Origin of the sequence: Enterobacter sp. AG326 (genome assembly GCF_004362415.1) — a bacterium.
GTDB lineage: Bacteria > Pseudomonadota > Gammaproteobacteria > Enterobacterales > Enterobacteriaceae > Enterobacter > Enterobacter asburiae.
In genome coordinates this window covers 140176-166722 of the sequence record NZ_SNXG01000005.1, presented here as the reverse complement: position 1 = coordinate 166722, position 26547 = coordinate 140176, and the positions used below count along the sequence as shown (strand labels likewise).

At 53.8% G+C, this 26547-nt stretch carries 29 protein-coding genes; 20 read left to right on the top strand and 9 right to left on the bottom strand.

From position 1 onward, the window contains the following. Positions 1 to 5: 5 nt before the first annotated feature. Positions 6 to 1202: a glycine C-acetyltransferase gene (kbl, locus tag DFO52_RS16770; protein ID WP_032661893.1), complete on the bottom strand. Its 1197-nt coding sequence runs from the start codon at positions 1200 to 1202 to the stop codon at positions 6 to 8. Positions 1203 to 1417: 215 nt separating this feature from the next. Here kbl and rfaD point away from each other — a divergent pair, with 215 nt between their 5' ends. From rfaD to DFO52_RS16740, 6 genes are read left to right on the top strand one after another with little or no spacing between them, the layout of a single operon-like run. Continuing rightward, positions 1418 to 2350: an ADP-glyceromanno-heptose 6-epimerase gene (rfaD, locus tag DFO52_RS16765; protein ID WP_008502707.1), complete on the top strand. Its 933-nt coding sequence runs from the start codon at positions 1418 to 1420 to the stop codon at positions 2348 to 2350. Between the two features lie 2 nt (positions 2351 to 2352). Beyond that, positions 2353 to 3399 carry an ADP-heptose--LPS heptosyltransferase RfaF gene (gene rfaF, locus DFO52_RS16760; protein WP_029740812.1) on the top strand — a complete coding sequence of 349 codons (1047 nt, stop codon included), beginning with the start codon at positions 2353 to 2355 and terminating at the stop codon, positions 3397 to 3399. Between the two features lie 3 nt (positions 3400 to 3402). Beyond that, positions 3403 to 4386, top strand: coding sequence for a lipopolysaccharide heptosyltransferase RfaC (gene rfaC, locus DFO52_RS16755; protein ID WP_047646707.1), 984 nt, complete (start codon positions 3403 to 3405; stop codon positions 4384 to 4386). 3 nt (positions 4387 to 4389) lie between these two features. Continuing rightward, positions 4390 to 5499, top strand: a complete 1110-nt coding sequence (locus DFO52_RS16750; RefSeq protein WP_133550807.1) for a glycosyltransferase family 9 protein — start codon at positions 4390 to 4392, stop codon at positions 5497 to 5499. 5 nt (positions 5500 to 5504) lie between these two features. After that, complete coding sequence (locus DFO52_RS16745) at positions 5505 to 6413, top strand: glycosyltransferase family 2 protein (protein ID WP_133550806.1); 909 nt, start codon at positions 5505 to 5507, stop codon at positions 6411 to 6413. Further along, positions 6401 to 7615, top strand: coding sequence for an O-antigen ligase family protein (locus DFO52_RS16740; protein ID WP_133550805.1), 1215 nt, complete (start codon positions 6401 to 6403; stop codon positions 7613 to 7615). Before DFO52_RS16745 ends, DFO52_RS16740 begins: the two co-directional genes overlap by 13 nt. A 24-nt stretch (positions 7616 to 7639) precedes the next feature. Here DFO52_RS16740 and DFO52_RS16735 read toward each other — a convergent pair whose 3' ends face one another. Then, entirely contained in the window at positions 7640 to 8596 is a 957-nt protein-coding gene (locus DFO52_RS16735; RefSeq protein ID WP_047646711.1) for a polysaccharide deacetylase family protein, read from the bottom strand. A gap of 150 nt (positions 8597 to 8746) precedes the next feature. On the opposite strand from DFO52_RS16735, the gene rfaQ reads away from it, so the two are divergent. The 7 genes from rfaQ to coaD all read left to right on the top strand — a co-directional run bounded on the left by rfaQ (position 8747) and on the right by coaD (position 15639). Beyond that, positions 8747 to 9817 carry a putative lipopolysaccharide heptosyltransferase III gene (rfaQ, locus tag DFO52_RS16730; RefSeq protein ID WP_133550804.1) on the top strand — a complete coding sequence of 357 codons (1071 nt, stop codon included), beginning with the start codon at positions 8747 to 8749 and terminating at the stop codon, positions 9815 to 9817. Then, on the top strand, positions 9814 to 10941 hold the full coding sequence (locus tag DFO52_RS16725) for a glycosyltransferase family 4 protein (RefSeq protein ID WP_133550803.1): 1128 nt from the start codon (positions 9814 to 9816) through the stop codon (positions 10939 to 10941). The genes rfaQ and DFO52_RS16725 overlap by 4 nt, the downstream gene beginning before the upstream one ends. 2 nt (positions 10942 to 10943) lie before the next feature. Next, a complete protein-coding gene (locus DFO52_RS16720; RefSeq protein WP_029740805.1) occupies positions 10944 to 12044 on the top strand; it encodes a glycosyltransferase in 1101 nt (366 codons plus the stop codon). Between the two features lie 11 nt (positions 12045 to 12055). Continuing rightward, positions 12056 to 13045 (top strand): glycosyltransferase, encoded by a 990-nt coding sequence (locus tag DFO52_RS16715; RefSeq protein ID WP_133550802.1) that lies wholly within the window; start codon positions 12056 to 12058, stop codon positions 13043 to 13045. Between the two features lie 66 nt (positions 13046 to 13111). Then, the gene (gene waaA, locus DFO52_RS16710) at positions 13112 to 14386 is read left to right on the top strand and encodes a lipid IV(A) 3-deoxy-D-manno-octulosonic acid transferase (protein WP_029740803.1); all 1275 of its coding nucleotides are present in this window, start codon (positions 13112 to 13114) and stop codon (positions 14384 to 14386) included. Continuing rightward, the gene (locus DFO52_RS16705) at positions 14386 to 15156 is read left to right on the top strand and encodes a glycosyltransferase family 2 protein (RefSeq protein WP_121932596.1); all 771 of its coding nucleotides are present in this window, start codon (positions 14386 to 14388) and stop codon (positions 15154 to 15156) included. Before waaA ends, DFO52_RS16705 begins: the two co-directional genes overlap by 1 nt. A gap of 3 nt (positions 15157 to 15159) precedes the next feature. Then, positions 15160 to 15639 carry a pantetheine-phosphate adenylyltransferase gene (coaD, locus tag DFO52_RS16700; protein ID WP_023334018.1) on the top strand — a complete coding sequence of 160 codons (480 nt, stop codon included), beginning with the start codon at positions 15160 to 15162 and terminating at the stop codon, positions 15637 to 15639. A gap of 2 nt (positions 15640 to 15641) precedes the next feature. On the opposite strand, the gene mutM is transcribed toward coaD, so the two are convergent. The 4 genes from mutM to radC form a co-directional block, all read right to left on the bottom strand. After that, positions 15642 to 16451, bottom strand: coding sequence for a bifunctional DNA-formamidopyrimidine glycosylase/DNA-(apurinic or apyrimidinic site) lyase (gene mutM, locus DFO52_RS16695; protein ID WP_029740801.1), 810 nt, complete (start codon positions 16449 to 16451; stop codon positions 15642 to 15644). A 72-nt stretch (positions 16452 to 16523) separates the two neighbouring features. Beyond that, entirely contained in the window at positions 16524 to 16691 is a 168-nt protein-coding gene (gene rpmG, locus DFO52_RS16690; protein ID WP_003024094.1) for a 50S ribosomal protein L33, read from the bottom strand. A 22-nt stretch (positions 16692 to 16713) separates the two neighbouring features. Beyond that, positions 16714 to 16950: a 50S ribosomal protein L28 gene (gene rpmB, locus DFO52_RS16685; protein WP_002436699.1), complete on the bottom strand. Its 237-nt coding sequence runs from the start codon at positions 16948 to 16950 to the stop codon at positions 16714 to 16716. Between the two features lie 218 nt (positions 16951 to 17168). Further along, positions 17169 to 17837: a DNA repair protein RadC gene (radC, locus tag DFO52_RS16680; protein ID WP_133550801.1), complete on the bottom strand. Its 669-nt coding sequence runs from the start codon at positions 17835 to 17837 to the stop codon at positions 17169 to 17171. Between the two features lie 171 nt (positions 17838 to 18008). Between radC and coaBC the strand changes: the two genes are divergently transcribed. From coaBC to slmA, 3 genes are all read left to right on the top strand, one after another. Then, a complete protein-coding gene (coaBC, locus tag DFO52_RS16675) occupies positions 18009 to 19220 on the top strand; it encodes a bifunctional phosphopantothenoylcysteine decarboxylase/phosphopantothenate--cysteine ligase CoaBC (protein ID WP_133550838.1) in 1212 nt (403 codons plus the stop codon). Beyond that, entirely contained in the window at positions 19198 to 19656 is a 459-nt protein-coding gene (gene dut / locus DFO52_RS16670) for a dUTP diphosphatase (RefSeq protein ID WP_008502691.1), read from the top strand. The genes coaBC and dut overlap by 23 nt, the downstream gene beginning before the upstream one ends. Positions 19657 to 19776: 120 nt before the next feature. Further along, positions 19777 to 20373 (top strand): nucleoid occlusion factor SlmA, encoded by a 597-nt coding sequence (gene slmA, locus DFO52_RS16665; RefSeq protein ID WP_010426428.1) that lies wholly within the window; start codon positions 19777 to 19779, stop codon positions 20371 to 20373. A gap of 40 nt (positions 20374 to 20413) precedes the next feature. Here the strand turns inward: slmA and pyrE are convergent, their stop codons facing one another. Together pyrE and rph are read right to left on the bottom strand one after the other, a co-directional pair. Beyond that, entirely contained in the window at positions 20414 to 21055 is a 642-nt protein-coding gene (pyrE, locus tag DFO52_RS16660) for an orotate phosphoribosyltransferase (RefSeq protein ID WP_010426430.1), read from the bottom strand. 67 nt (positions 21056 to 21122) lie between these two features. After that, positions 21123 to 21839: a ribonuclease PH gene (gene rph, locus DFO52_RS16655; protein WP_010426431.1), complete on the bottom strand. Its 717-nt coding sequence runs from the start codon at positions 21837 to 21839 to the stop codon at positions 21123 to 21125. Between the two features lie 125 nt (positions 21840 to 21964). Here rph and DFO52_RS16650 point away from each other — a divergent pair, with 125 nt between their 5' ends. Next, complete coding sequence (locus DFO52_RS16650) at positions 21965 to 22828, top strand: YicC/YloC family endoribonuclease (RefSeq protein ID WP_023309886.1); 864 nt, start codon at positions 21965 to 21967, stop codon at positions 22826 to 22828. A gap of 205 nt (positions 22829 to 23033) precedes the next feature. Continuing rightward, a complete protein-coding gene (locus DFO52_RS16645) occupies positions 23034 to 23651 on the top strand; it encodes a trimeric intracellular cation channel family protein (protein ID WP_133550800.1) in 618 nt (205 codons plus the stop codon). Positions 23652 to 23653: 2 nt separating this feature from the next. Here DFO52_RS16645 and ligB read toward each other — a convergent pair whose 3' ends face one another. After that, complete coding sequence (gene ligB, locus DFO52_RS16640) at positions 23654 to 25324, bottom strand: NAD-dependent DNA ligase LigB (protein ID WP_133550799.1); 1671 nt, start codon at positions 25322 to 25324, stop codon at positions 23654 to 23656. Positions 25325 to 25575: 251 nt separating this feature from the next. Here ligB and gmk point away from each other — a divergent pair, with 251 nt between their 5' ends. Both gmk and rpoZ read left to right on the top strand, forming a co-directional pair. Further along, on the top strand, positions 25576 to 26199 hold the full coding sequence (gene gmk / locus DFO52_RS16635) for a guanylate kinase (RefSeq protein ID WP_133550798.1): 624 nt from the start codon (positions 25576 to 25578) through the stop codon (positions 26197 to 26199). 54 nt (positions 26200 to 26253) lie between these two features. Next, the gene (gene rpoZ / locus DFO52_RS16630; protein WP_000135058.1) at positions 26254 to 26529 is read left to right on the top strand and encodes a DNA-directed RNA polymerase subunit omega; all 276 of its coding nucleotides are present in this window, start codon (positions 26254 to 26256) and stop codon (positions 26527 to 26529) included. Positions 26530 to 26547 lie beyond the last annotated feature (18 nt).

Here is a 26547-nt window from a genome sequence, read left to right as displayed (position 1 = left end):
CGTCCTCAGGCAATTACGCCCAGCTGTTTGCCGATGCGGGTAAAGGCTTCCACCGCACGTTCAATTTGTTCAGGCGTATGCGCCGCAGACATCTGAGTGCGGATACGCGCCTGACCTTTTGGCACCACCGGGAAGAAGAACCCGGTGACGTAAATCCCTTCTTTCTGCAGCTCGCGGGCAAATTGCTGCGCGACGACCGCATCGCCCAGCATCACCGGAATGATCGCGTGGTCAGCACCGGCCAGGGTAAACCCTGCGGCGCTCATTTTTTCACGGAACAGACGGGCGTTGGACCACAGGCGGTCGCGAAGCTCAGCGCCGGACTCCACCATCTCCAGCACTTTGATGGAGGCAGAAACAATGGCCGGCGCCAGGGAGTTGGAGAACAGATACGGGCGGGAGCGCTGACGCAGCCACTCGACCACCTCTTTACGCGCGGCGGTATAGCCGCCGGACGCGCCGCCGAGCGCTTTGCCCAGCGTACCGGTGATGATGTCCACGCGGCCCATCACGTCACAGTATTCGTGGGAACCGCGGCCGTTTTCGCCGACAAAACCGACCGCGTGAGAGTCATCAACCATCACCAGCGCGTCGTATTTATCCGCCAGGTCGCACACGCCCTTCAGGTTGGCGATCACGCCGTCCATGGAGAACACGCCGTCGGTGGCGATCAGCACGTGGCGAGCCCCCGCTTCACGCGCCTCTTTCAGGCGCGCTTCCAGCTCGACCATGTCGTTGTTGGCGTAGCGGAAACGCTTCGCTTTACACAGGCGTACGCCGTCGATGATGGAGGCGTGGTTCAGGGCATCGGAGATAATCGCATCTTCTGCGCCAAGCAGGGTCTCAAACAGACCGCCGTTGGCGTCAAAGCAGGAGGAGTACAGAATCGCGTCTTCCATTCCGAGGAAGCTCGCCAGCTTTTGCTCAAGCTGCTTGTGGCTGTCCTGCGTACCGCAGATAAAGCGTACGGAGGCCATGCCGAAACCGTGGGTGTCCATGCCGTTTTTTGCAGCGGCAATCAGCTCAGGGTGATTCGCAAGACCTAAATAGTTGTTCGCACAAAAGTTGATCACATGGCTGCCGTCGGCAACGGTGATGTCCGCCTGCTGGGCAGACGTGATAATACGCTCTTCCTTGAACAACCCTTCCGCACGTGCGGTGTCGAGGTCGCTGTTTAACTGTTTGTAAAAATCACCACGCATTGCAATTCTCCAGACTCGGCAAATTTCGGGACATATTACCCAAACCTATAGTTCATGACGAGATGACACGTCATCTCTTGTCGTTTTTGCAGCATAAATCACGCGTACCCCTGCGCTGTGAAGGTGAATGGCTGAAGGGCAGCCATACTAATGATATGATAGAGACATTAGCGTCCGGGATTGTCCCCGGGCTCCACACTTCAAAGGTTACAGTTATGATCATCGTTACCGGCGGCGCGGGCTTTATCGGCAGCAATATTGTTAAGGCTCTCAATGACAAAGGCATCACCGACATCCTGGTGGTTGACAACCTGAAAGACGGCACCAAGTTCGTCAACCTGGTGGATCTGAACATCGCTGACTACATGGATAAAGAAGACTTCCTTATCCAGATTATGGCAGGCGAAGAGTTCGGCGAGATCGAAGCCATCTTCCACGAAGGTGCGTGCTCTTCCACCACCGAGTGGGACGGTAAGTACATGATGGACAACAACTATCAGTACTCCAAAGAGATCCTGCACTACTGCCTGGAGCGTGAAATTCCGTTCCTGTATGCCTCTTCCGCGGCAACCTACGGCGGTCGCACCTCTGACTTCATCGAGTCCCGCGAGTACGAGCAGCCGCTGAACGTCTACGGTTACTCCAAATTCCTGTTCGACGAGTACGTGCGTCAGGTGCTGCCAGAAGCGAACTCGCAGATTGTCGGCTTCCGTTACTTCAACGTCTACGGACCGCGCGAAGGCCACAAAGGCAGCATGGCGAGCGTGGCGTTCCACCTGAACACCCAGCTGAATAACGGCGAAAGCCCGAAACTGTTCGAAGGCAGCGACGGCTTTAAGCGCGACTTCGTTTACGTGGGCGACGTTGCCGCAGTGAACCTGTGGTTCTGGGAAAACGGCGTATCCGGCATCTTCAACCTGGGTACCGGCCGCGCGGAGTCCTTCCAGGCCGTGGCTGACGCAACGCTGGCGTATCACAAAAAAGGCAGCATCGAGTACATTCCGTTCCCTGACAAGCTGAAAGGCCGTTATCAGGCGTTCACCCAGGCCGATCTGACCAACCTGCGCGCCGCAGGCTACGACAAGCCGTTTAAGACCGTTGCCGAAGGCGTAACGGAATATATGGCCTGGCTGAACCGCGACGCGTAAGTATGAAGATTCTGGTGATCGGCCCGTCATGGGTGGGCGACATGATGATGTCGCAAAGTCTCTATCGCACGCTCAAGGCGCGTTATCCCCAGGCGATAATCGACGTGATGGCACCCGCGTGGTGCCGTCCGCTGTTGTCGCGTATGCCAGAAGTGAACGAGGCGATCCCGATGCCGCTTGGCCACGGGGCGCTGGAAATTGGCGAACGCCGTAAACTCGGCCATAGCCTGCGCGAGAAGCGCTACGATCGGGCGTATGTCCTGCCAAACTCCTTCAAATCCGCCCTGGTACCCTTTTTTGCAGGCATTCCACATCGCACCGGCTGGCGCGGTGAAATGCGCTACGGCCTGCTGAACGATGCGCGGGTGCTGGATAAAGAGGCCTGGCCGCTGATGGTGGAGCGCTATGTGGCGCTGGCCTACGACAAAGGCGTGATGCGCAGTGCGCAAGACCTGCCGCAGCCCCTGCTCTGGCCACAGCTTCAGGTTAACGACGGTGAAAAATCCCAGACCTGCAGCGCGTTTGGTCTTTCGTCTGAACGCCCGATGATTGGCTTCTGCCCCGGCGCCGAGTTCGGCCCGGCAAAACGCTGGCCGCACTACCACTATGCGGAGCTGGCGAAACAGCTGATTGACGAAGGCTACCAGATCGTCCTGTTCGGTTCGGCAAAGGACCACGAGGCAGGCAACGAAATTCTCGCGACGCTCAGTAATGAACAGCAGGCCTGGTGCCGCAACCTGGCGGGAGAAACGCAGCTTGAACAGGCGGTTATTCTGATTGCCGCCTGTAAGGCCGTGGTCAGTAACGATTCGGGCCTGATGCACGTCGCTGCCGCGCTCAACCGCCCGCTGGTGGCGCTGTATGGCCCAAGCAGCCCGGACTTCACGCCCCCGCTTTCTCATAAAGCGCGCGTCATCCGCCTGATCACCGGCTACCATAAAGTTCGCAAGGGCGATGCCGCAGAAGGCTACCATCAGAGCCTGATCGACATTACGCCAGAGCGCGTTCTCGAAGAGCTTAACGAACTGCTGTTGAGCGAAGAAGGATAACGAATGCGGGTACTGATCGTTAAAACTTCTTCGATGGGCGATGTTCTGCATACGCTGCCGTCGCTGACGGACGCGATGCGGGCCGTTCCCGGCATTCGTTTTGACTGGGTGGTGGAGGAAGGCTTCGCGCAGATCCCCACCTGGCATGAAGCGGTTGACCGCGTGATCCCGGTGGCGATTCGCCGCTGGCGCAAAGCGTGGTTCTCCGCGCCGATTAAAGCCGAACGCAAAGCCTTCCGTGAGGCGGTGCAGGCGCAGCGTTACGACGCTATCATCGACGCCCAGGGGCTGGTGAAAAGCGCCGCGCTGGTCACGCGTCTGGCACACGGCGTAAAGCACGGTATGGACTGGCACACGGCCCGCGAACCGCTGGCGAGCCTGTTCTATAACCGCCGCCACCACATCGCAAAGCAGCAGCATGCCGTCGAACGTACCCGCGAGCTGTTTGCAAAAAGCCTCGGCTACGCGAAACCGGAAACCCAGGGCGACTACGCCATTGCGCAGCACTTTTTGCGCAATACAGATCCCTGTGCTCAGCCTTATCTTGTCTTCCTGCATGCCACAACGCGCGACGATAAACACTGGCCGGAATCGCACTGGAGAAGCCTGATTGAACTAATGCAACCCACCGGCATCCATATTAAACTGCCCTGGGGCGCTGAACATGAGCGGCAGCGTGCAGAGCGTCTGGCAGCAGGCTTTTCACACGTCGAGGTATTGCCGAAACTCACGCTGGCGCAGGTTGCAGCGCAGCTGGCGGGAGCGAATGCTGTTGTTTCCGTTGATACAGGTTTAAGCCATTTAACCGCGGCGCTGGATCGTCCGAATATTACGATTTTTGGTCCGACCGATCCTGGATTGATCGGGGGTTACGGCAAAAACCAGCATCAGATGGTCAGCCCGACCCAGCAAACGAAGGATATCAGCGCAGATGCTATTTTTTCATTTTTACAGGGCAGCCGTTGGCTTTCCAACAGGGATATCTAACGCATGAGTTACGTATTTCTGCTGATTTTACTCTTTCCGGTGAAGCTTATCCGGAAACTGTTCCGCAAAGAGACAGGTAAAAACCTGGTCATACAGACCGCAAAAATCGGCGATTTTGTTAATGCAACGCCCCTTCTGGCATACCTGCAAAAAAGCGACGTGCTCATCAGTCGTAGCGTGGGTGCGCTGGCAAAGCATGATGAGACGATCGATAAGATTTTTTTTATCGAGCAGCAAAAGCGTAACCTGTGGCGAAAACTGATCTTTGCCTGCCGGATCATGAACCGCTATGACAATGTCTATCTCCTGCAACCCAACAGCGTGAACCTCTTTTTCGCCTCCGTGTGTAACGCTAAAAACAAACAGTTTTTAAGCACTTACACGCGAAGATGGTATCACGGTATTTTCTATGCAACGGCAGACGGTACTGTTGAACACGGTAAGAAGACTCTTTCAGTCACGAACTATCTCAAACTGGCCGATCGCACCTTAACCTGGCAAGACTCGCCAAAGCACGCCACAAAGCCACTTTTCAAACCTGCGACCTATCCGGCAATCCTCGATAAACCCGGCGTGATCCGCATTGGCATCAGCGTAGCCGCCGGGAATAAAGCGAAAACCGTTCCGCCGGTCATCTGGAAGCAAATTGCCGATCGTCTCGCCGACCTGCCCTGCGAATTTTATGTGTTTGGCGCCCCGAATGAACAATCGTGGATGGATGATATCACCCGCGCTTACGGTGAACTGCCCAACTTTATTAACCTGATTGGCAAAATCTCGCTTGAAGAGCTGCCGTGGGCCATTTCTAAAATGGATTGCTATATCGCGTCTGATTCGGGTAACGTCTACATTGCCGATGCGGTCGGCGTGCCGGTAATCTTACTGTTCGGGCCTTGTTGCCACTATGAACAGCGTCCGCTGGGCAACGTATTGCTGATTGGTAATGATGACAACATTTGCTCATATGTTTTTGAAACACGATATTACTTCTCACAGAGCCGGGAAGAACTCTTCGCTGTAACAGACGAAGCGCTACGTGAACTCAAACACTTCATTTGCGAGTTACCCACAATTAATACAGACGCATACTCCTTTGATGCTCAGGGAAACTAATTATTATGGCTTTTCTAAGCATCATTATTGCCGCGCATAACGCCAAAGATACGCTTCACACCACGTTAGAAAGCCTGCAAAACGCGATTGAAGGTGCGGGCGATGATGTAGAGATCATTATCTTTAACGACAGTTCCAATGACTCAACACAGGATATTATTGAAGCGTGGCTGCCAATGCTTCCGAATGCGCAATCCCGATACGTAGAGTACCGTAACGTAGGCCATGTTCGAAACAGTGCCCTCTCGCTGGCCTCTGGTGAATACATCACCATGCTGGATAGCGATGACCGAATGAAACCGGGCAGCATCAGGGATGCCGTGGCGTTTCTCAAATCAGAGCGCCCTGATATGCTCCTGACGCGCCTGCTGGAAATTCGCGACACCAAAAAAATGACAGCCGACTGGCAGGGGTTCTCTCCTGTTGCTTTGTCACAACATGAGGCAATAAAGCGATTCCTGCAGCACAAAGATTTTCAGGCACATCTCATCGGGCAATTTATTCATCGGAAATTGTATGTAAATAACCCGATTCCTTCGATGGTTTGCTATGAAGATTTCGCCGTATTTCCCGGCATGCTGATGCAGGCGAGTAAAATAGTCTATCAGCGTCAGGGACACTATTATTACATCAAACGTAACGATAGTTTGTCGAGCCGACTCGACGCCAGTAAAATCGCTACGCTGGTTGATTGCACATTGCAAATGGAAAAAACATTCCCTCATTCTTTTAAACATCTTGTTAATTGTCACTGGTTTGATATCTACAGAAACCATCGGCAGCATCTGACTGACCTGCAGCTTAAACTGGTTAAACAGCGGGTTAATGCACTTTATTCTCTCTCTTTCTTCTTCTCCAGAGATGTACGTTTCAGCTACAAAAAAAGGGTCATTGAGGCATTATGGAAAAAGTAAAACTGCGGCTTTATCAGCTGACGCTGATTTTGAGCCTTATTTCGCTTGCGCTGGCGCTGCTGAGTTCAGGTAAACAGCGAGAGTTTTTCTATATTGCAATTTATGCCAGCATTATCGGCTTAGCGTGCGAATATAAAAAAATCACAATGCGTCCTTTTTCTATCGCACTACCAATTTTGCTCATTGGGTTACTTAATCTTTGCTGGTACATGGTGTATGAATACCACAGCGAAGGCCTGAACGTTTATAGCGATTATCTTGGTGCAAGTAAAAAATTGATTCTGGCGAGCATCCTCATTTTCTATCTTGACCGGTTTAAGTTTTATATTGATAAAACATCCTTCCAGAAATATTTTTTATACGCCTCTGGTGCAGGGTTTATACTTGCCACTGGCTATGGCTTATGGCAGGCATCACAGGGTATGGGACGTATTGAGATGGCCATAAACCGTGCGACCGTGTCGGCCTATGTTTACTCTGTACTGTCGCTGGCGTTTGTATACAGCCTTTACTTACAGAAAAATATAAAACTGTATATTGCCGCAGGACTCATCATCTTAATATCTTATTTTGTTATTCTTCTAACCGGAACGCGTGCCGCAATGGGATTATATTTGATCCTGGCGATTGTACTCACGCTCTACCACTTCAGAAGAATTCACCTTAAATCTACGTTGATTTTCTTATGTATTGTGGCGGGTATTGTTATCGTTAGCTACAAACCATTAATCTTACCCAAGTTACAACAAACACAAACTGAAGTTGAAGGTTATCAAAAAGGTATTGATGCAACCTCGCTCGGTGCACGCTTCTCTATGTGGAGTGTTGGTATTCAAAACGGTCTTGCCCATCCTTTAGGGCAGTCAGTTGAAGACCGCGAAGTATGGACACAGCAATATGTGAAAAATGGGCACCCACACCTCGCGGCTGCACTCGATTATATCAGGGTGCATCTACACAATGAGTTTATTGAAAAATATTCTCTGCAGGGGATCCCCGGGGTCGCGATATTATTCTTTTTCTATATATCGATGATCGCTTACGCACTTAAAAACAGAAATGGCCTGCTGCTGACGACCATGCTTCTTTTATTACTTTATGGCCTGACGGATGTCATACTGTTGAGTTCAGAAGCCTTAATCTTCTTTGTCACCGTGTTTGCGCTGAGCACACCTTTTTCGCAAACCAGACAACGCCAATAAGTGATAATGCCCGCCTCGCGGGCATTATTTTTTCTTGTATTGATAAAACTCCGCCAGCGTCATCCCCACCGTCTTATCGGATAACCAGCTAAAGAGCGTTTCTAAATCCTGATACAGCCCTTCGATCGCCGCCTCATCTTTAAACGTAGGGCTTCCGCCAGGCATAAATTCCGACGAATGAAGCATAAACTCCACGTACTCACTTCCCTGAGACAGGCATTGCTGTGCGACCTGAATCATCTGCGCCGCATTCCCACCGGACGGTCTTAGCCAGTTGACGGAGGGTGAGCGGTATTTACCGCGAAGCCTGTCGTAACCCTGTTTGATCGTGTTCAACCAGGCCGGGTGTTTATACTGAATGCTCATCGGCACTTCGAGTAATGGGCTATTGCCCGCCCGGGAAATATTATCTAAATCAATAAAATAGGCGTGGTCGGGGAAATGCTGGTAATTCGTTCCGCCATTACCCTGCGGCGCACCTTTCGCATTGCGCCAGTTCACCCGCGGCGTCACGGAGCAATCAACCTGGTAACCCAGTTCAACGAGCAATTTTGCGTAGCGACTGTCAAATGCCCAACGTCCGGCACGGTGGCTTAACATTTTGGTCTGGAATGTCTCTTCCAGCAGGCGGGTCATGAACAGAACTTTCTCGCGCATCACCTCATCCGAAAATTCAATCAAATAAGGCTGCCAGCGCCAGTCGTCTCCCGTGAGATCGTGTTCCGGCGGGCTATTCCATGCGTGAAGGTGCATCCCCACCTCCCCCTGACCGCGGGCGATCGCGTCCCTGGCGAATTCGATAAAAACGGGCTCGATCGCCATCTCGTAATTGGTCAGCCACACGGGCTTAAAACCGAAACGCTCACAAAGCGCCTGGAACCGCGCCAGATAGCGCGCGTTTTCCGTTTTAATGACGCGGTGATTTTGCCAGAGATTATCGCCCTCAGTATCAATCGTGATGATAAACGCTGGTTTGTTCATAATGAGTCCGCAAGACAGGAAAGTTAGCGCTATGTTACGCACTCTCCAAAGCATGAGTAAACCCTTCCTGGGAAATTACTGAGATTATGGAGAAAGAGTGCAAGTCGCTATCAGGTCTATTAGAATTGCCATCAGTACAACGCCGATAAGATGATGATGAATAACTTACCTGACACGCCTGATTTGCGCATTTTACTTATCAAACTCCGCCATCATGGCGACATGTTGTTGACCACTCCCGTCATTGATTCGTTACGTCAAAAATGGCCGCAGGCGCAGATTGATGTCCTGCTGTATGAAGAAACGCGCGATATGCTCGCCGCGCATCCGGCGATCGGTACAATTTTTGGAATCGATCGTAAATGGAAGCAGCTGGGCACGCTGAAGCATCTTCAAAAAGAGTGGCGGCTGCTGTGTGCGTTAAGGAATCAGCATTATCATCTGGTCATTAACCTTGCCGATCAATGGCGTAGCGCAATTGTCACCCGCTTCACCGGTGCACCCGTTCGCCTCGGATTTGCGTTTAACAAACGCAATAGTGCCTTCTGGCGTTTTTGTCATACCGATCTGGTCTCTGTCGACGGCCACAAATCCCTGCATACGGTCGAACAGAATCTCTCCATTCTGGCGCCATTACCTGTCGCGCCGCAGCCTGCCGTCACCATGGCCTACACCGCAGAAGACTGGGATCATGCCCGTCAAAGACTGACGCAGACGGGTGTTGGCGACAGCTACATCGTGATCCAGCCGACGTCCCGCTGGTTCTTTAAATGCTGGAGCGAGGACAAAATGGCGCAAACCATTACTGCACTGCAGCAGGATGGTCATACGGTTGTGCTCACAGCGGGGCCGGATAAAAAAGAGCTGGCTATGATCGATCGCATTCTCGCCGCCTCACCGAAGACGGGAGTCGTCTCTCTGGCGGGCCAGCTAACGTTGCGCCAGCTGGCGTCACTCATCGATCATGCGCGTCTTTTTATTGGCGTTGACTCCGTTCCAATGCATATGGCCGCCGCGCTGCAAACGCCCTGCGTGGCATTGTTTGGTCCATCAAAACTGACGTTCTGGTCACCGTGGCAGGTTAAAGGGGAAGTGATCTGGGCCGGCGATTACGGCCCGCTACCCGATCCGGATGCCATTGATACCAAAACGAAAGAACGCTATCTCGACGCCATTCCCGTTGATGCTGTCGTCTCCGCCGCAAGGAGATATCTGTCATGAAACACCATCGTTTGGCCATTGTTCGCCAAAAATATCGCCCTGATGGCGGGGCGGAACGCTTCGTTTCGCGCGCGCTCACCGCGCTGAGCAATCAGAACCTTGAGCTCAACGTCATCACGCGTGAGTGGCAGGGAGAGAAGCAAGACGACTGGCATATCCACATTTGCAATCCTCAAAAATGGGGCCGCATCAGTCGAGAACGCGGATTTGCACAGGCCGCGCGTGCGCTGTGGCAGCAACAGCAGTTTGATATTGTTCAAAGCCATGAGCGCATCCCGGGGTGTGATATCTATCGCGCGGGTGATGGGGTGCATCGTCGCTGGCTGCTGCAGCGCGCGCGCATTTTACCTGCCTGGCGTGCGCAAATGCTGATGTATGACCGCTATCACCGCTACGTGATGCGTGCGGAACGGGAAATGTATCAGGCGCCTGAGTTAAAAGCCGTAATTTGTAATGCGGAGATGATCAAACGCGAAATCGTTGAAGACTTTGATATTGACGCAAAGAAAATTCATGTGATTTATAATTCTATTGATTCCAGCCGCTTCATTCCGGCCCAGGAGTCACAGCGTGCGATTTTGCGCCAACAATTTGGTTTGCCAGCCGATGCCGTTGTGTTCTGTTTTGTAGGCTCAGGGTTTGAACGAAAAGGATTGGCCAGCGCCATACGCGCTATCGCGGGAACATCAGCCTGGCTGATTGTGGTTGGACAAGATAAAGCAGAACGTCGTTATCGCGACCTCGCCCGTTCGTTAGGCTGCGAGGGGCAAATCCGTTTCCTGGGGATGCAAAAAGAAACTCTGCCTTTTTATCAGCTATCCGATGGTTTACTGTTGCCAACGCTGTATGATCCCTTTCCTAACGTCATTCTTGAAGCGATGGCCTGCGGCTTGCCCGTCATTACTTCAGAGAGTTGCGGTGGTGCAGAGTTTATTCAACAAGGCCAGAACGGATTTTATTGTGACGCACTTGATATCAGTACATTGAAGGAAGCGGTAGCCGCCATCCCTTCACTGGAAAAAAATAACAATATGGGACGAGCTGCACGTGAACGTGTAAAAGACGCAACTCCCGAAAAACTATCAAGTCAGCTTATTACGCTTTATCAAAAATTACTGGATTAAAAATGCGCATCCTAATGATTATTGATGGTTTACCCGGTGGAGGAGCTGAAAAAACGGTTCTTACACTCTCCCGCGGGTTAATAGAAATGGGGCATCAGGTCTCTCTATTCTCTCTGCGGAAAGTGTGCGACTACGCCATCCCGGAAGGCATCGATTATCAGGTTGTTCAGGACACATGTAAAAAACCGTGGCGAAAGCTGACGGAGATTCCACGCCGCGCCCAACTGCTGGATCAGGCGATTGAGCGAGCTGAACGCAGCGGCAAATTTGATGTGGTGTTCTCTCACCTGCACAAAACCGACCGCATTGTGGCGCACTGCCGCGCGCTGGAACGTGACAAAGTCTGGTTCTGCGTGCACGGCATGTTCTCGTTTTCCTATCTTCGCCATCGCAGCGGACTTTCGCGCTGGTTTAAACATCTTAAAATTCGTCATACCTACGAGAACCGCAACGTTGTCGCCGTCTCAGGCGCCGTGTTGAAAGATCTTTCCGAGACGCTGGCGCTCAATCTTCGACGCAAAGCGGTTATCCATAATCCATTCGATATTCCTGAAATTCAGCGTCTGGCGGATGCGCCCTTCGAGATGCAGGGAAAGGATTACATTATTCATGTTGGCCGCTTCCATGAGCACAAACGCCACGACCGACTCTTACGTGCGTTCGCCCTGAGTAAAATTGACACCACGCTGGTCATGATGGGCAATGGATCTGACGCTCAAATTCGCAAACTCAAGCAGCTTGCAGCCGAGCTGGGTATTGAAAACAAAACGGTTTTCCGCCCGTTCGATTCCAATCCCTATCCCTGGATTAAAGGGGCACGCCTTTTAGTGTTAAGTTCTGACTGCGAAGGTTTTGGTAATGTGCTGGTCGAAGCCATTATCTGCCAGACGCCACCGGTCAGTACAAATTGCCCCGGAGGCCCTGCCGAAATCCTCACCGGCGCCTTAGCGCGCGGGCTGGCAGAGTTAAATGACGCGTCACTGGCAAAAACGCTGGCGGATATTTATACCGCCCCGCCGGTCGTTGGCGATGCGACCATCGCGTCGTTCGGTATCAATGCCATTTGCCAGCAATATATTGCTCTGGTCGACAATCAAAAATAATCAGGTTTCTTATGCAAAATTCTGCCCCATTGTTAAGCGTGGTGGTTGCCGTTTATAACGGTGAAGCTTTCCTGGATCAGTTCTTTACCTGCCTTGTGAATCAACGCATCGACAACATGGAAGTCATCATTGTCAATGACGGCTCTACTGACCGCTCGATGGAGATCGTCGAAAAATGGCGAGAAAAACTACCGCTGATGCAGGTTATAGAACAGCAAAACCAGGGCGTATCCATCGCGCGTAACACCGGTCTGGCCGTTGCGACGGGTCAATATCTCTCTTTCCCGGATATTGATGATGTCTTTAAACCCGGCATGTACCAGCGCCTGCTGGATATGGCCGTCACGCAGGATCTGGATGTTGCCACCTGTAACGGGAACTACGTCTGGGAGAATAACAAGAAACCCTCGCGCCCGATCTTCCCTGAAGACAAACTGGCTTCGACAGGGGTCATGGCTGGCCCTGCGTGGTTAAAAATGGCGCTGGATTCACGTAAGTTCCTTCACGTCACTTGGTTGAACATCTATCGCCACGACTTTATCCGTAAACACAGTTTCCATTTCGAACCCGGCCTGCGCCATCAGGATATCCCATGGACCACCGAAGTGCTGCTTGCGGCAGAGCGGGTTCAGTACACCAGTGAACGTTATTACGACTACTACATTCACTCCGCATCGGTGTCCCATATGCCGGACAATGACGACACGCTGATTCGCTCCGCGCGTCACTACATGAAAATCCTGCAGATGCTCGATGCCATCAATCAGCGCTACCCGGATAAAGTAAAAGGGATCCCTGCCTGCCACTGGCAAATTGCCAAAGAGGGGCTGGGCATTATTCACACCTTCGACAACATGAAGGATGAGAAGAAGAAATCAATGATTATTAAAGAGTTCTTCGAAACAGGCATCTGGAAACTCATCTGGAAAAGTGCAAAAAGTCCGCGTCTGCGCTGGCGGCTGGGTCGACGTTATTTCCGTTTGAAACGGTATCTGGCATAAGAGATAGCTTTACCTGGCCTAAATGCTTAGAATTTGCCCGCCGAAACTAAAAAAACGGATAATCGCTTGGAATTGTTGTATACCGCTCTGCTCTACATCATTCAGCCACTGGTGTGGCTGAGACTGTTGCTTCGTAGCCGGAAAGCGCCTGCGTATCGTAAACGCTGGGCTGAACGCTATGGCTTCTGCCGCAATAAAGTCGTACCGGACGGTATTTTGCTGCATTCCGTTTCTGTCGGTGAAACGCTGGCGGCGATCCCGCTGGTTCGCGCCCTGCGTCACCGCTACCCTTCGCTGCCAATCACCGTCACGACGATGACGCCAACCGGCTCCGAGCGCGCGTTATCCGCTTTCGGTAAAGACGTGCAGCACGTCTATCTGCCTTACGATCTGCCCTGCGCCATGAATCGTTTCCTGAATACCGTTCGCCCGAAGCTGGTGATCGTGATGGAAACCGAACTGTGGCCGAACATGATTTCCGCCCTGCATGCCCGTAAAATTCCGCTGGTCATTGCCAACGCGCGCCTGTCAGAGCGCTCGGCGAAAGGTTACGGCAAGCTGGGTAAATTTATGCGCCGCCTGCTGAGCAAAATTACGCTGATTGCCGCGCAGAACGAAGAGGACGCGGCACGCTTTATCTCTCTGGGCCTGAAACGCAACCAGCTTGCGGTAACGGGGAGCCTGAAGTTCGATATTTCCGTTACCCCTGAGCTCGCCGCCCGCGCCATCACGCTGCGTCGCCAGTGGGCCCCGCGTCGTCAGGTCTGGATTGCGACCAGTACCCATGATGGCGAAGAAGAGATCATCCTGCAGGCTCACCGCAAGCTGCTGGAAAAATTCCCTGATTTACTGCTGATCCTCGTGCCTCGTCATCCAGAGCGTTTTAAGGATGCCCGTGAAATGGTCCAGAAAGGCGGATTCAGCTTCACGCTGCGCAGCAGCGGTGAAATCCCTTCCGGCAGCACCCAGGTGGTGATTGGCGATACGATGGGCGAACTGATGCTGCTGTACGGCATTGCTGACCTCGCGTTTGTCGGTGGCAGCCTGGTCGAGCGCGGCGGTCACAACCCGCTGGAGCCGGCAGCCCACGCTATTCCGGTGCTGATGGGGCCGCACACGTTTAACTTCAAAGATATCTGCGCGAAATTACAGCAGGCCGATGGCTTAATTACCGTGACCGATGCGGATTCGGTGGTTAAAGAGGTATCGACCCTTCTGACTGACGAAGATTATCGCCTGTGGTACGGGCGTCATGCCGTCGAAGTGCTGCACCAGAACCAGGGCGCACTGACCCGTCTGCTGCAGCTTCTGCAACCTTATCTGCCCCAGCGGAGCCACTAATGTCAACGCGTCTGTCGGTCGTGATGATCGCCAAAAACGCCGCCGACCTGCTTTCGGATTGCCTGGCGTCGGTTGCCTGGGCTGACGAGATAGTCATTCTTGACTCCGGAAGTACGGACAACACGGTGGACGTTGCCCGGGCAGCGGGCGCAAAAGTCTTTGTCGACGCTGACTGGCAAGGCTACGGCATCCAGCGCCAGCGCGCGCAGGGACATGCCACAGGTGATTATGTCCTGATGCTCGACACCGACGAACGCATCACGCCGGAGCTTCAGCAGGCCATTCAGGCTGTACTCTCCTCGCCCCAGCCTGGCGCCGTATACAGCATTGCCCGCCGCAACTACTTTCTTGGCCGTTTTATGCGCCACAGCGGCTGGTATCCTGACCGCGTGATGCGCCTCTACGAGCGCGAGCGGTATCAGTACAACGACAATCTGGTGCATGAATCCCTGAGCTGCGATAGCGCTCAGGTCATCCCCTTGACGGGCGATTTGCTGCACCTGACCTGCCGTGATTTCGCGAGCTTCCAGCGTAAACAGCTCAACTATGCCACCGCATGGGCGCAGGAGCGTCACCAGCGCGGCAAGAAGGCCTCGCTGACGGGTATCTTCACCCACACGCTGGGCGCGTTTCTGAAAACGCTGCTGCTGCGTGGTGGCGTCCTGGACGGTAAGCAGGGCTGGTTACTCGCGGTAGTGAATGCCCAGTATACTTTCAACAAATACACCGAGCTGTGGGCGCTCTGCCGCGGCTACTCAGAGAAAACGTGAGCCATGAGCACAAAAGCGATTTATCCGGGTACCTTCGATCCGATCACCAACGGTCATCTTGATATCATCACCCGTGCGGCGTGCATGTTCGACAAGGTGATCCTGGCCATTGCCGCCAGCCCCAGCAAAAAGCCGATGTTTGACCTCAACGAGCGCGTACAGCTCGCCACCGATGCCATTTCGCACCTGCCGAATGTTGAGGTAGTCGGGTTTAGCGACCTGATGGCTAACTTCGCCCGCGCTCAGCAGGCAAACATTCTGATCCGTGGTTTACGCGCGGTGGCAGACTTCGAGTATGAGATGCAGCTGGCGCACATGAACCGCCACCTGATGCCGGAGCTGGAGAGCGTGTTCCTGATGCCCTCCAAAGAGTGGTCGTTTATCTCTTCTACGCTGGTAAAAGAGGTGGCGCGTCATCACGGCGACGTCACCCATTTCCTGCCGACTAACGTCCACCAGGCATTGATGGAAAAGCTAAAGTAGCCCTATTTCTGGCACTGACGGCAGTAGAACGTGGCGCGCTGGGCGTGCTTCGTAGCAATAACGGGCGTGCCGCAGACTCTGCACGGTTCGCCTTTACGGCCATATACCTGCAGCTCCTGGGCAAAATAGCCCGGCTTGCCGTCACTCTGCAGGAAGTCCTTCAACGTTGTCCCGCCCTGCTCAATAGAGCGCAGCAGTACCGCCTTAATCACCCGGACCAGCAGCTCGCACTCCTGCGCCGACAGCGAAGAGGCCAGCCGATCGGGATGGATCCCGGCCGCAAACAGCGATTCGCTGGCGTAGATATTCCCCACGCCGACCACCAGCTTGTTATCCATCAGCCAGGGCTTAATCGGGCTTTTCTTCTTCGCACACTTCGCCTTGAGGTATTCCTCGTTAAACGCGTCTGAGAGCGGCTCCGGGCCCAGATGCGCCAGCACGTTATGCCCTTCCAGCTCCTTCGTCCACAGCCACGCGCCAAAGCGCCGTGGGTCGGTGTAACGGAGCACTTTGCCGTTGCTCATCACCAGATCGACGTGGTCGTGCTTTTCCGCAGGCAGTTCTTCGGTAAGAATGCGCAGGCTCCCGGACATTCCCAGGTGGATAATAATCCAGCCGTCGGGCAGTTCCAGCAGCAGGTATTTCGCGCGACGCTGTACGCTAAGGACGGGTTTATCGCTCAGGGCATGGATCTCATCGGACACCGGCCAGCGCAGACGTCCATTGCGGACCACCGCGTGAAGAATCGTCGCGCCGACCAGATGGGGCTCAATGCCGCGACGGCTGGTTTCTACCTCAGGTAATTCAGGCATGGTTCCTCCGTTGAGATGCAGAATGCAAAAAACCCCGCAGTTGCGGGGTTTTTCGATACAAGGAGACTAAAATTATTTGATTTTAGCTTCTTTGTACAGTACGTGCTGGCGTACAACTGGATCGAATTTTTTCAGTTCCAGTTTTTCCGGCTTAGTACGTTTGTTCTTCGTGGTGGTGTAGAAGTGACCTGTACCAGCAGAAGAAACCAGCTTGATTTTCTCGCGAATACCTTTAGCCATGATTTATTTCCTCTTTAAGTACTTAGTACTTTTCGCCACGGGCACGCAGTTCGGACAGAACTGTATCGATGCCTTTCTTATCGATTACACGCATACCTTTAGCAGATACGCGCAGGGTGACAAAACGCTTCTCGCTCTCAACCCAGAAACGGTGAGAGTGCAGGTTCGGCAGGAAACGGCGTTTAGTCGCGTTCAGTGCGTGGGAACGGTTGTTACCGGTCACCGGACGCTTGCCAGTAACTTGGCAGACTCGGGACATGTCTATTCTCCAAAAATCAAATTAGCTCGAGCTTCGTATGGGGTATCGGCGCCTCGTCAGGCTTTACAGCCCGGTCATCGCATAGTTCTAAGTGAACTCTCGATTGCCAGGCCCAAATGCCAAACCCGAGATTCTCAAAGGTGGCGTAGTATACGCTGACTCGGCGGTGTGCTCAAGTCCCGAACAGACAAAGATCCCGATGGATCGCGAGAAATAGCCTAAATCCAGCCATGTTCTGCGAAAGAAATGTACTCACCGCGGCCAATTATCAGATGGTCCAGCACACGAATGTCCATGATTTGACAGCATTTGATAATGCGTTCGGTGATTTCTTTGTCCGCTCTGCTCGGTTCTGCACAGCCAGAGGGGTGATTATGCGCGAGGATCACGCCCGCTGCATTCACTTTTATCGCTTCCCGCACAATTTCACGCGGATGCACCTCAACGTGGCTCAACGTGCCCGCAAAGAGACAGCTATGTTTCAGCACCCGATTTCTGTTATCGACAAAGATCACCATAAAGATCTCGCGTTCAATATCGGTTAACTGGCTTTGCAGGAATTCACGCGTCATTTCTGGCGTCAGGATCGGATCTTCCTTCTCCATGCGGACATTGTAAAAACGGCGGGCAAGTTCAGCAATGCCCCTCAGCTGGGCATATTTCGCCACGCCAATCCCCTCAACGTGCTTAAACTGCGCCAGATCGGCGGTCAATAAACCGTACAGCGAACCGAAATGTGCTATCAGCTCATTTGCCAGCGTAAATACCGTTTTTCCGGGCGTTCCGGTACGTAAAAAGAGCGCCAATAGTTCATCGTCTTTTAACAGGGTGACGCCATAGCGCAGCAGTTTTTCGCGCGGCAGCAGCTCCTCATCCTCTTCTTCCATGCTCTTTCTCCTTTTTTAACCTCATGCTGCCACAGGCTAATCCGTCGCTCGACGGTCACATTGTGTTCTTGCGTAGCGCCTCGCAAAGTGGACGACGTACAAAATCACTCCGCTTTGGGGATTGTGATAAAATGCCCGCTCTCTGGTGAAACCCAACAGGAAAGAATCATGATGAGCCTGGCCGGTAAAAAAATCGTTCTTGGCGTGAGCGGTGGCATTGCTGCTTATAAAGCGCCGGAGCTGGTGCGTCGTCTGCGCGAGCGCGGGGCAGATGTGCGGGTCGCGATAACCGAAGGCGGTAAAGCCTTTATCACTCCCCTGAGCCTGCAGGCCGTTTCAGGATACCCGGTATCTGACAGCCTGCTCGATCCGGCTGCCGAAGCCGCGATGGGCCATATTGAGCTGGGTAAATGGGCAGACCTGGTTATCCTCGCCCCCGCCACGGCTGATTTAATCGCTCGGGTGGCGGCCGGTATGGCAAACGACCTGGTCTCTACCATTTGTCTGGCCACGCCTGCGCCTGTTGCCGTCGTTCCTGCCATGAACCAGCAGATGTACCGTAACGCGGCCACCCAGCATAATCTGGAGACGCTGGCCTCACGCGGCCTGCTTATCTGGGGTCCGGACAGCGGCAGCCAGGCCTGCGGCGACGTTGGCCCGGGTCGCATGCTTGACCCGCTGACGATTGTTGATATGGCCGCAGCCCATTTTTCGCCTGTCAACGATCTGCAACATCTCAACATCATGATTACCGCGGGCCCCACGCGCGAGCCGCTGGATCCGGTGCGCTACATCACCAACCACAGCTCCGGCAAAATGGGCTTCGCGATTGCCGCCGCCGCCGCAAGGCGTGGCGCGCACGTCACGCTGGTGAGCGGCCCGGTATCGCTACCTACCCCTGCATTTGTGAAGCGAATTGACGTGACTACCGCGCAGGAGATGGAAGCCGCCGTGCAGGCACATGCGCAAAGCCAGCAGATTTTTATCGGCTGTGCGGCCGTTGCAGACTATCGTGCCGAGACGATCGCCGAGGCTAAAATTAAAAAGCAAGGCGATGAATTAACACTAAAAATGGTGAAAAACCCGGACATTGTTGCCGGCGTCGCCGCACTAAAAAGCCATCGTCCATACGTTGTTGGGTTTGCCGCAGAAACGAATAATGTGGAAGAATATGCCCGGCAAAAACGTACCCGCAAAAACCTCGATTTGATTTGCGCGAACGACGTATCGCTGGCCACACAAGGATTTAACAGCGACAGCAACGCACTGCACCTTTTCTGGCAGGATGGAGATAAAGTCTTACCGCTTGAGCGCAAGGAACTCCTGGGCCAACAATTACTGGACGAGATCGTTACCCGTTATGATGAAAAAAATCGACGTTAAGATTCTGGACCCGCGTGTTGGCGAGCAATTCCCGCTGCCAACCTATGCCACCTCCGGCTCTGCCGGTCTTGACCTGCGCGCCTGTCTCGATGACGCCGTAGAACTGGCTCCGGGTGCCACTACCCTGGTTCCAACTGGCCTGGCGATTCACATTGCTGACCCGTCGCTGGCAGCCGTGATCCTGCCGCGTTCTGGTCTGGGCCATAAGCACGGCGTTGTGCTGGGTAACCTGGTGGGCCTGATCGACTCCGACTACCAGGGTCAGCTGATGGTCTCCGTCTGGAACCGCGGTCAGGATAGCTTCACCATTGAACCGGGCGAGCGTATCGCCCAGATGGTCTTTGTACCGGTGGTACAGGCAGAATTTAACCTGGTGGCAGACTTTGACGCCACCGACCGTGGCGAAGGCGGCTTCGGCCATTCCGGGCGCAAATAACGGCCCGAAAGACACGTATCTCACAGCGTTATAATGCAATAACAAACCGCAAACGCCCGTTTGCGGTCGCTGTGTGGATGCCAGCCTGGCAAGTGCTTATTTTCAGGGGTATTTTGTAACATGGCAGAAAAACAAACCGCGAAAAGGAATCGTCGCGAAGAAATACTTCAATCTCTGGCTCTGATGCTTGAATCCAGCGATGGCAGTCAACGCATCACCACCGCTAAACTGGCCGCCTCTGTAGGCGTGTCTGAGGCGGCGCTGTACCGTCATTTCCCGAGCAAGACCCGAATGTTCGACAGCCTGATCGAGTTTATTGAAGACAGCCTGATCACGCGCATCAACCTGATTCTGAAAGACGAAAAAGACACCACCGCGCGTCTGCGTCTGATTGTGCTGTTAATCCTGGGCTTCGGTGAACGCAATCCGGGCTTAACCCGCATCCTCACCGGCCACGCGCTGATGTTTGAGCAGGACAGACTGCAGGGCCGCATTAACCAGCTTTTCGAACGTATTGAAGCGCAGCTGCGCCAGGTACTGCGCGAAAAGAAAATGCGTGAAGGGGAAGGTTACACCATTGATGAAACGCTGCTGGCGAGCCAGATTCTGGCGTTTTGTGAAGGGATGCTCTCCCGCTTTGTGCGCAGCGAATTCAAATACCGTCCAACGGACGATTTTGACGCCCGCTGGCCGTTAGTGGCTGCTCAGCTGCAGTAATCCGTAAGCCCGGTAAGCGTCGCGCCACCGGGCCATTTAACTACACCCCGAACTCTTCCCGGTACGCACGTACCGCCGCCAGATGGTCCGCCATCTCAGGCTTCTCTTCCAGATACGCAATCAGGTCTTTCAGGGTGATAATCGACGTCACTTTACAGCTGTAATCGCGTTCGACTTCCTGAATAGCGGAAATTTCCCCGCGACCACGCTCCTGACGATCCAGAGAAATCAGCACGCCAGCAAGCGTCGCACCGTTGGCCTGGATAATCTCCATCGATTCACGGATCGCCGTACCCGCGGTGATCACGTCGTCGACCAGCATGACGCGGCCCTGCAGCGCGCTGCCGACCAGATTCCCGCCTTCACCGTGGGTTTTGGCCTCTTTGCGGTTAAAGCAGTACGGCACGTCGCGGTCATGGTGTTCCGCCAGCGCCACCGCGGTGGTGGTCGCAATCGGAATGCCTTTATAGGCCGGGCCAAACAGCAGGTCAAAATCAATCCCGGAATCCACCAGCGCCTCGGCATAGAAACGGCCTAACAGTGCCAGATCGCGCCCGGTATTAAACAGCCCGGCGTTGAAGAAATAGGGGCTCTTACGCCCGGATTTCAGCGTAAACTCGCCAAACTTAAGTACCTGCTTGTTAAGCGCAAACTCAATAAACTGGCGCTGATACGATTTCATGGATTTGCTCCTTTGGTTTTTCTGTCTTACAGGCAAAAAAAAGGCGACTCATTGGTCGCCTTTAAAATCAATTTTCTAACGCCGCTTTCTGCGTCGTTACAATGGATTCGATTCCCCCTCGGGCCAACGCCAGCAGGGAGAGAAGTTCTTCGTGGGTGAACGGCTCACCTTCCGCCGTGCCCTGCACCTCAATGATGCGGCCGTCTTCGGTCATCACTACGTTCATGTCGGTTTCGGCTGCGGAATCTTCAACGTATTCCAGATCGCAAAGCGCTTCGCCGTTAACGATACCAACAGAAACCGCCGCAACCATGCCTTTCATTGGGTTGGTTTTCAGCTTACCGGCCGCAACCAGCTTGTTCAGGGCATCGGCCAGCGCTACGCAGGCACCGGTAATGGACGCGGTACGTGTACCACCGTCTGCCTGAATGACGTCGCAATCGAGAGTGATGGTGAATTCGCCGAGGATTTTCAGGTCAACGGCGGCGCGCAGCGCACGCGCGATCAGACGCTGGATTTCCATGGTACGCCCGCCCTGCTTGCCCTTTGCCGCTTCACGGGCATTACGGGTATGGGTCGCACGCGGCAGCATGCCGTATTCTGCGGTGATCCAGCCCTGGCCCTGACCTTTCAGGAAGCGCGGAACGCCTTCTTCGATGGAGGCGGTGCACAGCACTTTAGTGTCACCAAACTCAACCAGCACGGAGCCTTCAGCGTGTTTTGTATAGTTACGGGTCAGGGTGACGGGACGCACCTGATTGGCGCTACGACCTGATGGACGCATGATGGATTCTCCGGCTTGAAACGAATGTGGCTGCGCATTATACGGATAAAGGACGCTTATTCCTATCCTGAGAAGCCCCCGAAAGCTATAATCCCCCCATCTCTCCTTTAAAAACGGGAATGTCTATGATCCGCAGTATGACCGCCTACGCCCGGCGCGAAATCAAGGGTAGCTGGGGTAGCGCCACATGGGAAATGCGCTCGGTAAACCAGCGTTACCTGGAAACGTATTTCCGTATGCCGGAGCAGTTCCGCAGCCTTGAGCCTGTCGTACGTGAACGTATCCGTACGCGTCTGACGCGCGGAAAAGTGGAATGTAACCTGCGCTTTGAGCCCGATGCCAGCGCACAGGGCGAGCTCATCCTCAACGAAAAACTGGCGAAACAGCTCGTGAATGCAGCGAACTGGGTCAAAATGCAGAGCGATGAAGGCGAAATCAACCCGGTTGATATTCTGCGCTGGCCTGGCGTCATGGCGGCTGGTGAGCAGGATCTGGACGCCATTGCCGCTGAAATCCTGGCAGCCCTCGATGGCACGCTGGACGACTTTATCGTTGCCCGCGAAACCGAAGGCCAGGCGCTGAAAGCGATGATTGAGCAGCGCCTTGAAGGCGTGAGCACCGAAGTTGCCAAAGTCCGCACCCATATGCCAGAAGTACTGCAATGGCAGCGCGAGCGCCTTGTCGCCAAACTGGAAGAAGCGGAAGTTCAGCTGGAAAACACCCGTCTGGAACAAGAGCTGGTGCTGATGGCGCAGCGTATTGATGTCGCTGAAGAGCTGGACCGTCTGGAAGCGCACGTTAAAGAAACCTACAACATTCTGAAGAAGAAAGAAGCTGTGGGCCGCCGTCTGGACTTTATGATGCAGGAGTTCAACCGCGAGTCGAACACCCTGGCGTCGAAGTCGATCAATGCAGAAGTGACGAATTCAGCGATTGAGCTGAAAGTGCTGATTGAGCAGATGCGCGAGCAGATCCAGAATATCGAGTAATGCCTTTTGGGTGGTGTCGACAGCACCACCCATTACTATTTCTAATCCATCTTAACGTCCATTTTGTCGGTTTACCGCCTTTTATTAAGCTTTCTCTATAGAACTTGATAAAAATTTATAGGGCAAACTGACTCGCCTTAGAAAATCTCAATCGTGATCTTGCGCACAAATCGCTAACCTCCCCCGCGTTCACACCGGAGGGTATATGCTGCTTCACATCCTTTATCTCATTGGCATCACCGCAGAAGCCATGACCGGCGCGCTTGCCGCCGGACGTCACCGTATGGACACCTTCGGCGTGATCATTATTGCTACGGCGACCGCACTGGGTGGCGGTTCCGTGCGCGATATTCTGCTTGGCCATTACCCGCTCGGCTGGGTTAAACACCCTGAGTACGTGATTATTGTGGCGACGGCCGCCGTGTTAACCACCATTGTGGCGCCCGTTATGCCCCATCTTCGCCGCCTGTTCCTGGTGCTTGATGCGCTGGGGCTGATTGTCTTTTCGATCATCGGCGCGCAAATCGCGCTCGATATGGGGGAAGGACCGGTTATTGCCACCATCGCCGCCGTGGTCACAGGCGTATTCGGCGGTGTGCTGCGCGATATGTTCTGCAAACGCATCCCCCTGGTCTTTCAAAAAGAGCTGTATGCCGGCATCTCCTTTGCGGCAGCGGTGCTTTATATCGCGCTGCAGCATTACGTTTCGAACCATGACGTGGTGGTCATCTCGACGCTGCTGTTTGGCTTTACGGCCCGCATGCTGGCGCTGCGTCTGAAGCTCGGGCTGCCCGTTTTTCATTACAAACACAGCGCCCACTAGCTTCAGAACCCGTTGATGTGCTGTTCAGCGAGCCATTTCGCCAGCACATTAATCTGAGGCGCGTGAATCCAGTTAACGATTTGCCTTGCCTTCTCCTCGCCCGTTCCCGGCAGGGCCTGCCAGTCCTTTGCGTTGCGCCCGCTCATCTCCTGCCACGATATGTCGCCCATCGCCTTTAGCGAAGCCTGCGTCATTGGTACACCCAATGCCATGAGCCAGCGGATAAACGGCTTATCGCGCACCAGATTAAATCGATGCCAGAGCGCCAGCCCGCGTGCTGAGGAAAACCCCGGTGTAGCCTGCAGCTGCGCCTGCGTTAATAACAGCCATGAAAAGAGATGTTCAAAATGATGCGCCTGCCAGAGGGTCCGCCAGCCTGACTCACCTACTCCTTCAATATCAAATACCTGCTTTGAACTGAGCCAGGTCAGCCGGGCAAAGAATTGCTCCATACACTCCGGCGAAGCATAGAAACAGCTGAAAGCATGATAGCGCGAGGCCGGAGGCTCTGGTTTATGTCTGTCAGTCCCGCGCCAGAGCACCTTATCAAACCGGGGGATACCCTGCCCGGCCAGGCTGATCTGTATCTGATCCCCTGGAGCAATATCAAGATTCTGCCAGCGCCCAACCGAGCCCAGACTCACCCGCTGCACCTGTTTATCATCCAGTTGCACGGGTTCCAGCGCTGCTACAACGGAAATTTTACCCGTTCTCCCTACGGAAAAATGAATGTCTCTCACCTCAGCGACCTGGGCTGCGGGAGGATATTTCCACGCGACAACCCAGCTGCCTTCTCCCGGTAACCACTCTTCGCCCGCGGGTTCATCCTCCGAACGCACCACAATGCCATCCGTGGCAAAGGGTAATGCGGTCACGTGCCAGGCCGCGCGCTGTTTCTCGACGGCATCGACAGACTCGGCGGGTAACGTGTACCGTGCCGACAGCGGAAAACCGGCCTGAGACAGTTCAGCTAAGGAGGTACGCATATCTTTCGGTCCGTCCGGCCAGGCCCAGATGAATACGCCGATCTTGCTCAATAGCGCGTTATCCTTTTGCCGCATCATCGCCCCCGCCACCTTTGCGCGAGCGTTCATTCCGCCCATCTGGTTCTGAATGTGGTTGTCGCGTAACCAGAAAAGCTCGCCCTGTAAGACGCTATTCGCCAGCGCGCCGGTGAGCTTTTGCGGAACCGACGGGATTAAACGTACCTTCCCGGTCCAGTCTTCCCCTGTGAGGCCATCACCGCGACTAATAGCCTGAGTTAACTTTCCGTTGCGATAGACCAGCGTTACCGCAACACCGTCAACTTTGGGCTGCAGCCACAGATGCTGTCGGACACGCATCCACTGTCTCAACTCCTCTTTGCTGGCCACTTTATGCACGCCCGTTTGGGCAACAGGATGTTTTACGCTTCCCGTCAGCGCCGGGAGTTTATCTTCTGAAGTCTCGCTGCCAAAACAGCGCTGCCACTGCGTCAATCGCCCGTGAAGCTGGTCGTAAACCTCGTCGTTGATCTCGCTCACGCCCTGCTTCCAGTAGGCCTCATCCCAGCGTTTGATTTGCGCGCTTAACGACGCCATCTCTTTTTCTGCTTTTGCCTGCGACCACACCGGACACACCGCCGCGCCATAGCCACACCACAACAGCATTAACCCGCTTATCCATCGCCACATCGCTACCCCTCCTTTTCATTGCAGGAGGTATACCCGGATGCCTGAAACAACGCTAACGGCAACATTTCACAATGCGAGACGCTATCCGGTGTTTCTTTTGGTTGCTGAAAACCACGGATAAAACCTGAAAACGGCACGCAAAATTCAATAATCCAGGGGAAAAAGTGTGACAAAGGCTACGTCACACGTCGGTGACGTGTATAATAAGCCCGTATGTAGGACTTCTTCGTTAACACATACAAAAGACTCTCATGGCTCAAGGCACGCTTTATATTGTTTCTGCCCCTAGTGGCGCGGGTAAATCCAGCCTTATTCAGGCACTGTTAAAAACCCAACCGTTGTACGACACACAGGTTTCTGTTTCTCACACCACGCGAGCGCCGCGTCCGGGTGAAGTGCACGGTGAACACTATTTCTTTGTGGATCACGACGAATTCAGAGCGATGATCGGCAGAGACGCGTTTCTTGAACACGCTGAAGTATTTGGTAATTACTACGGTACCTCGCGTGAAACCATTGAGCAGGTTCTGGCCACGGGCGTGAATGTGTTCCTGGATATCGACTGGCAGGGCGCACAGCAAATTCGCAAGAAAATGCCTGAGTCGCGCAGTATCTTTATTTTACCGCCATCGAAAGATGAGCTGGATCGCCGCCTGCGTGGCCGCGGTCAGGACAGCGAAGAAGTGATCGCAAAGCGTATGGAACAGGCTGTTGCAGAAATGAGCCATTACGCGGAATATGATTACCTTATTGTGAATGATGATTTTGATGCCGCGCTGAGCGATCTCAAAACCATTCTTCGTGCAGAACGTCTGCGTATGAGCCGCCAGAAGCAGCGACATGACGCATTAATCACCAAACTGTTGGCAGACTGAACCCACTTTCAGTATCATGCCCAGTCATTTCTTCACCTGTGGAGCATTTTAAGTATGGCACGCGTAACTGTTCAGGACGCTGTAGAGAAAATTGGTAACCGTTTTGACCTGGTGCTGGTCGCCGCGCGTCGCGCTCGTCAGATGCAGGTAGGCGGTAAAGATCCGCTGGTACCGGAAGAAAACGATAAAACCACCGTTATTGCACTTCGCGAAATCGAAGAAGGTCTGATCAACAACCAGATCCTCGACGTGCGTGAGCGCCAGGAGCAGCAAGAGCAGGAAGCCGCAGAACTGCAGGCCGTAACCGCTATTGCTGAAGGTCGTCGTTAATTAAACCTGCGGGTCGCC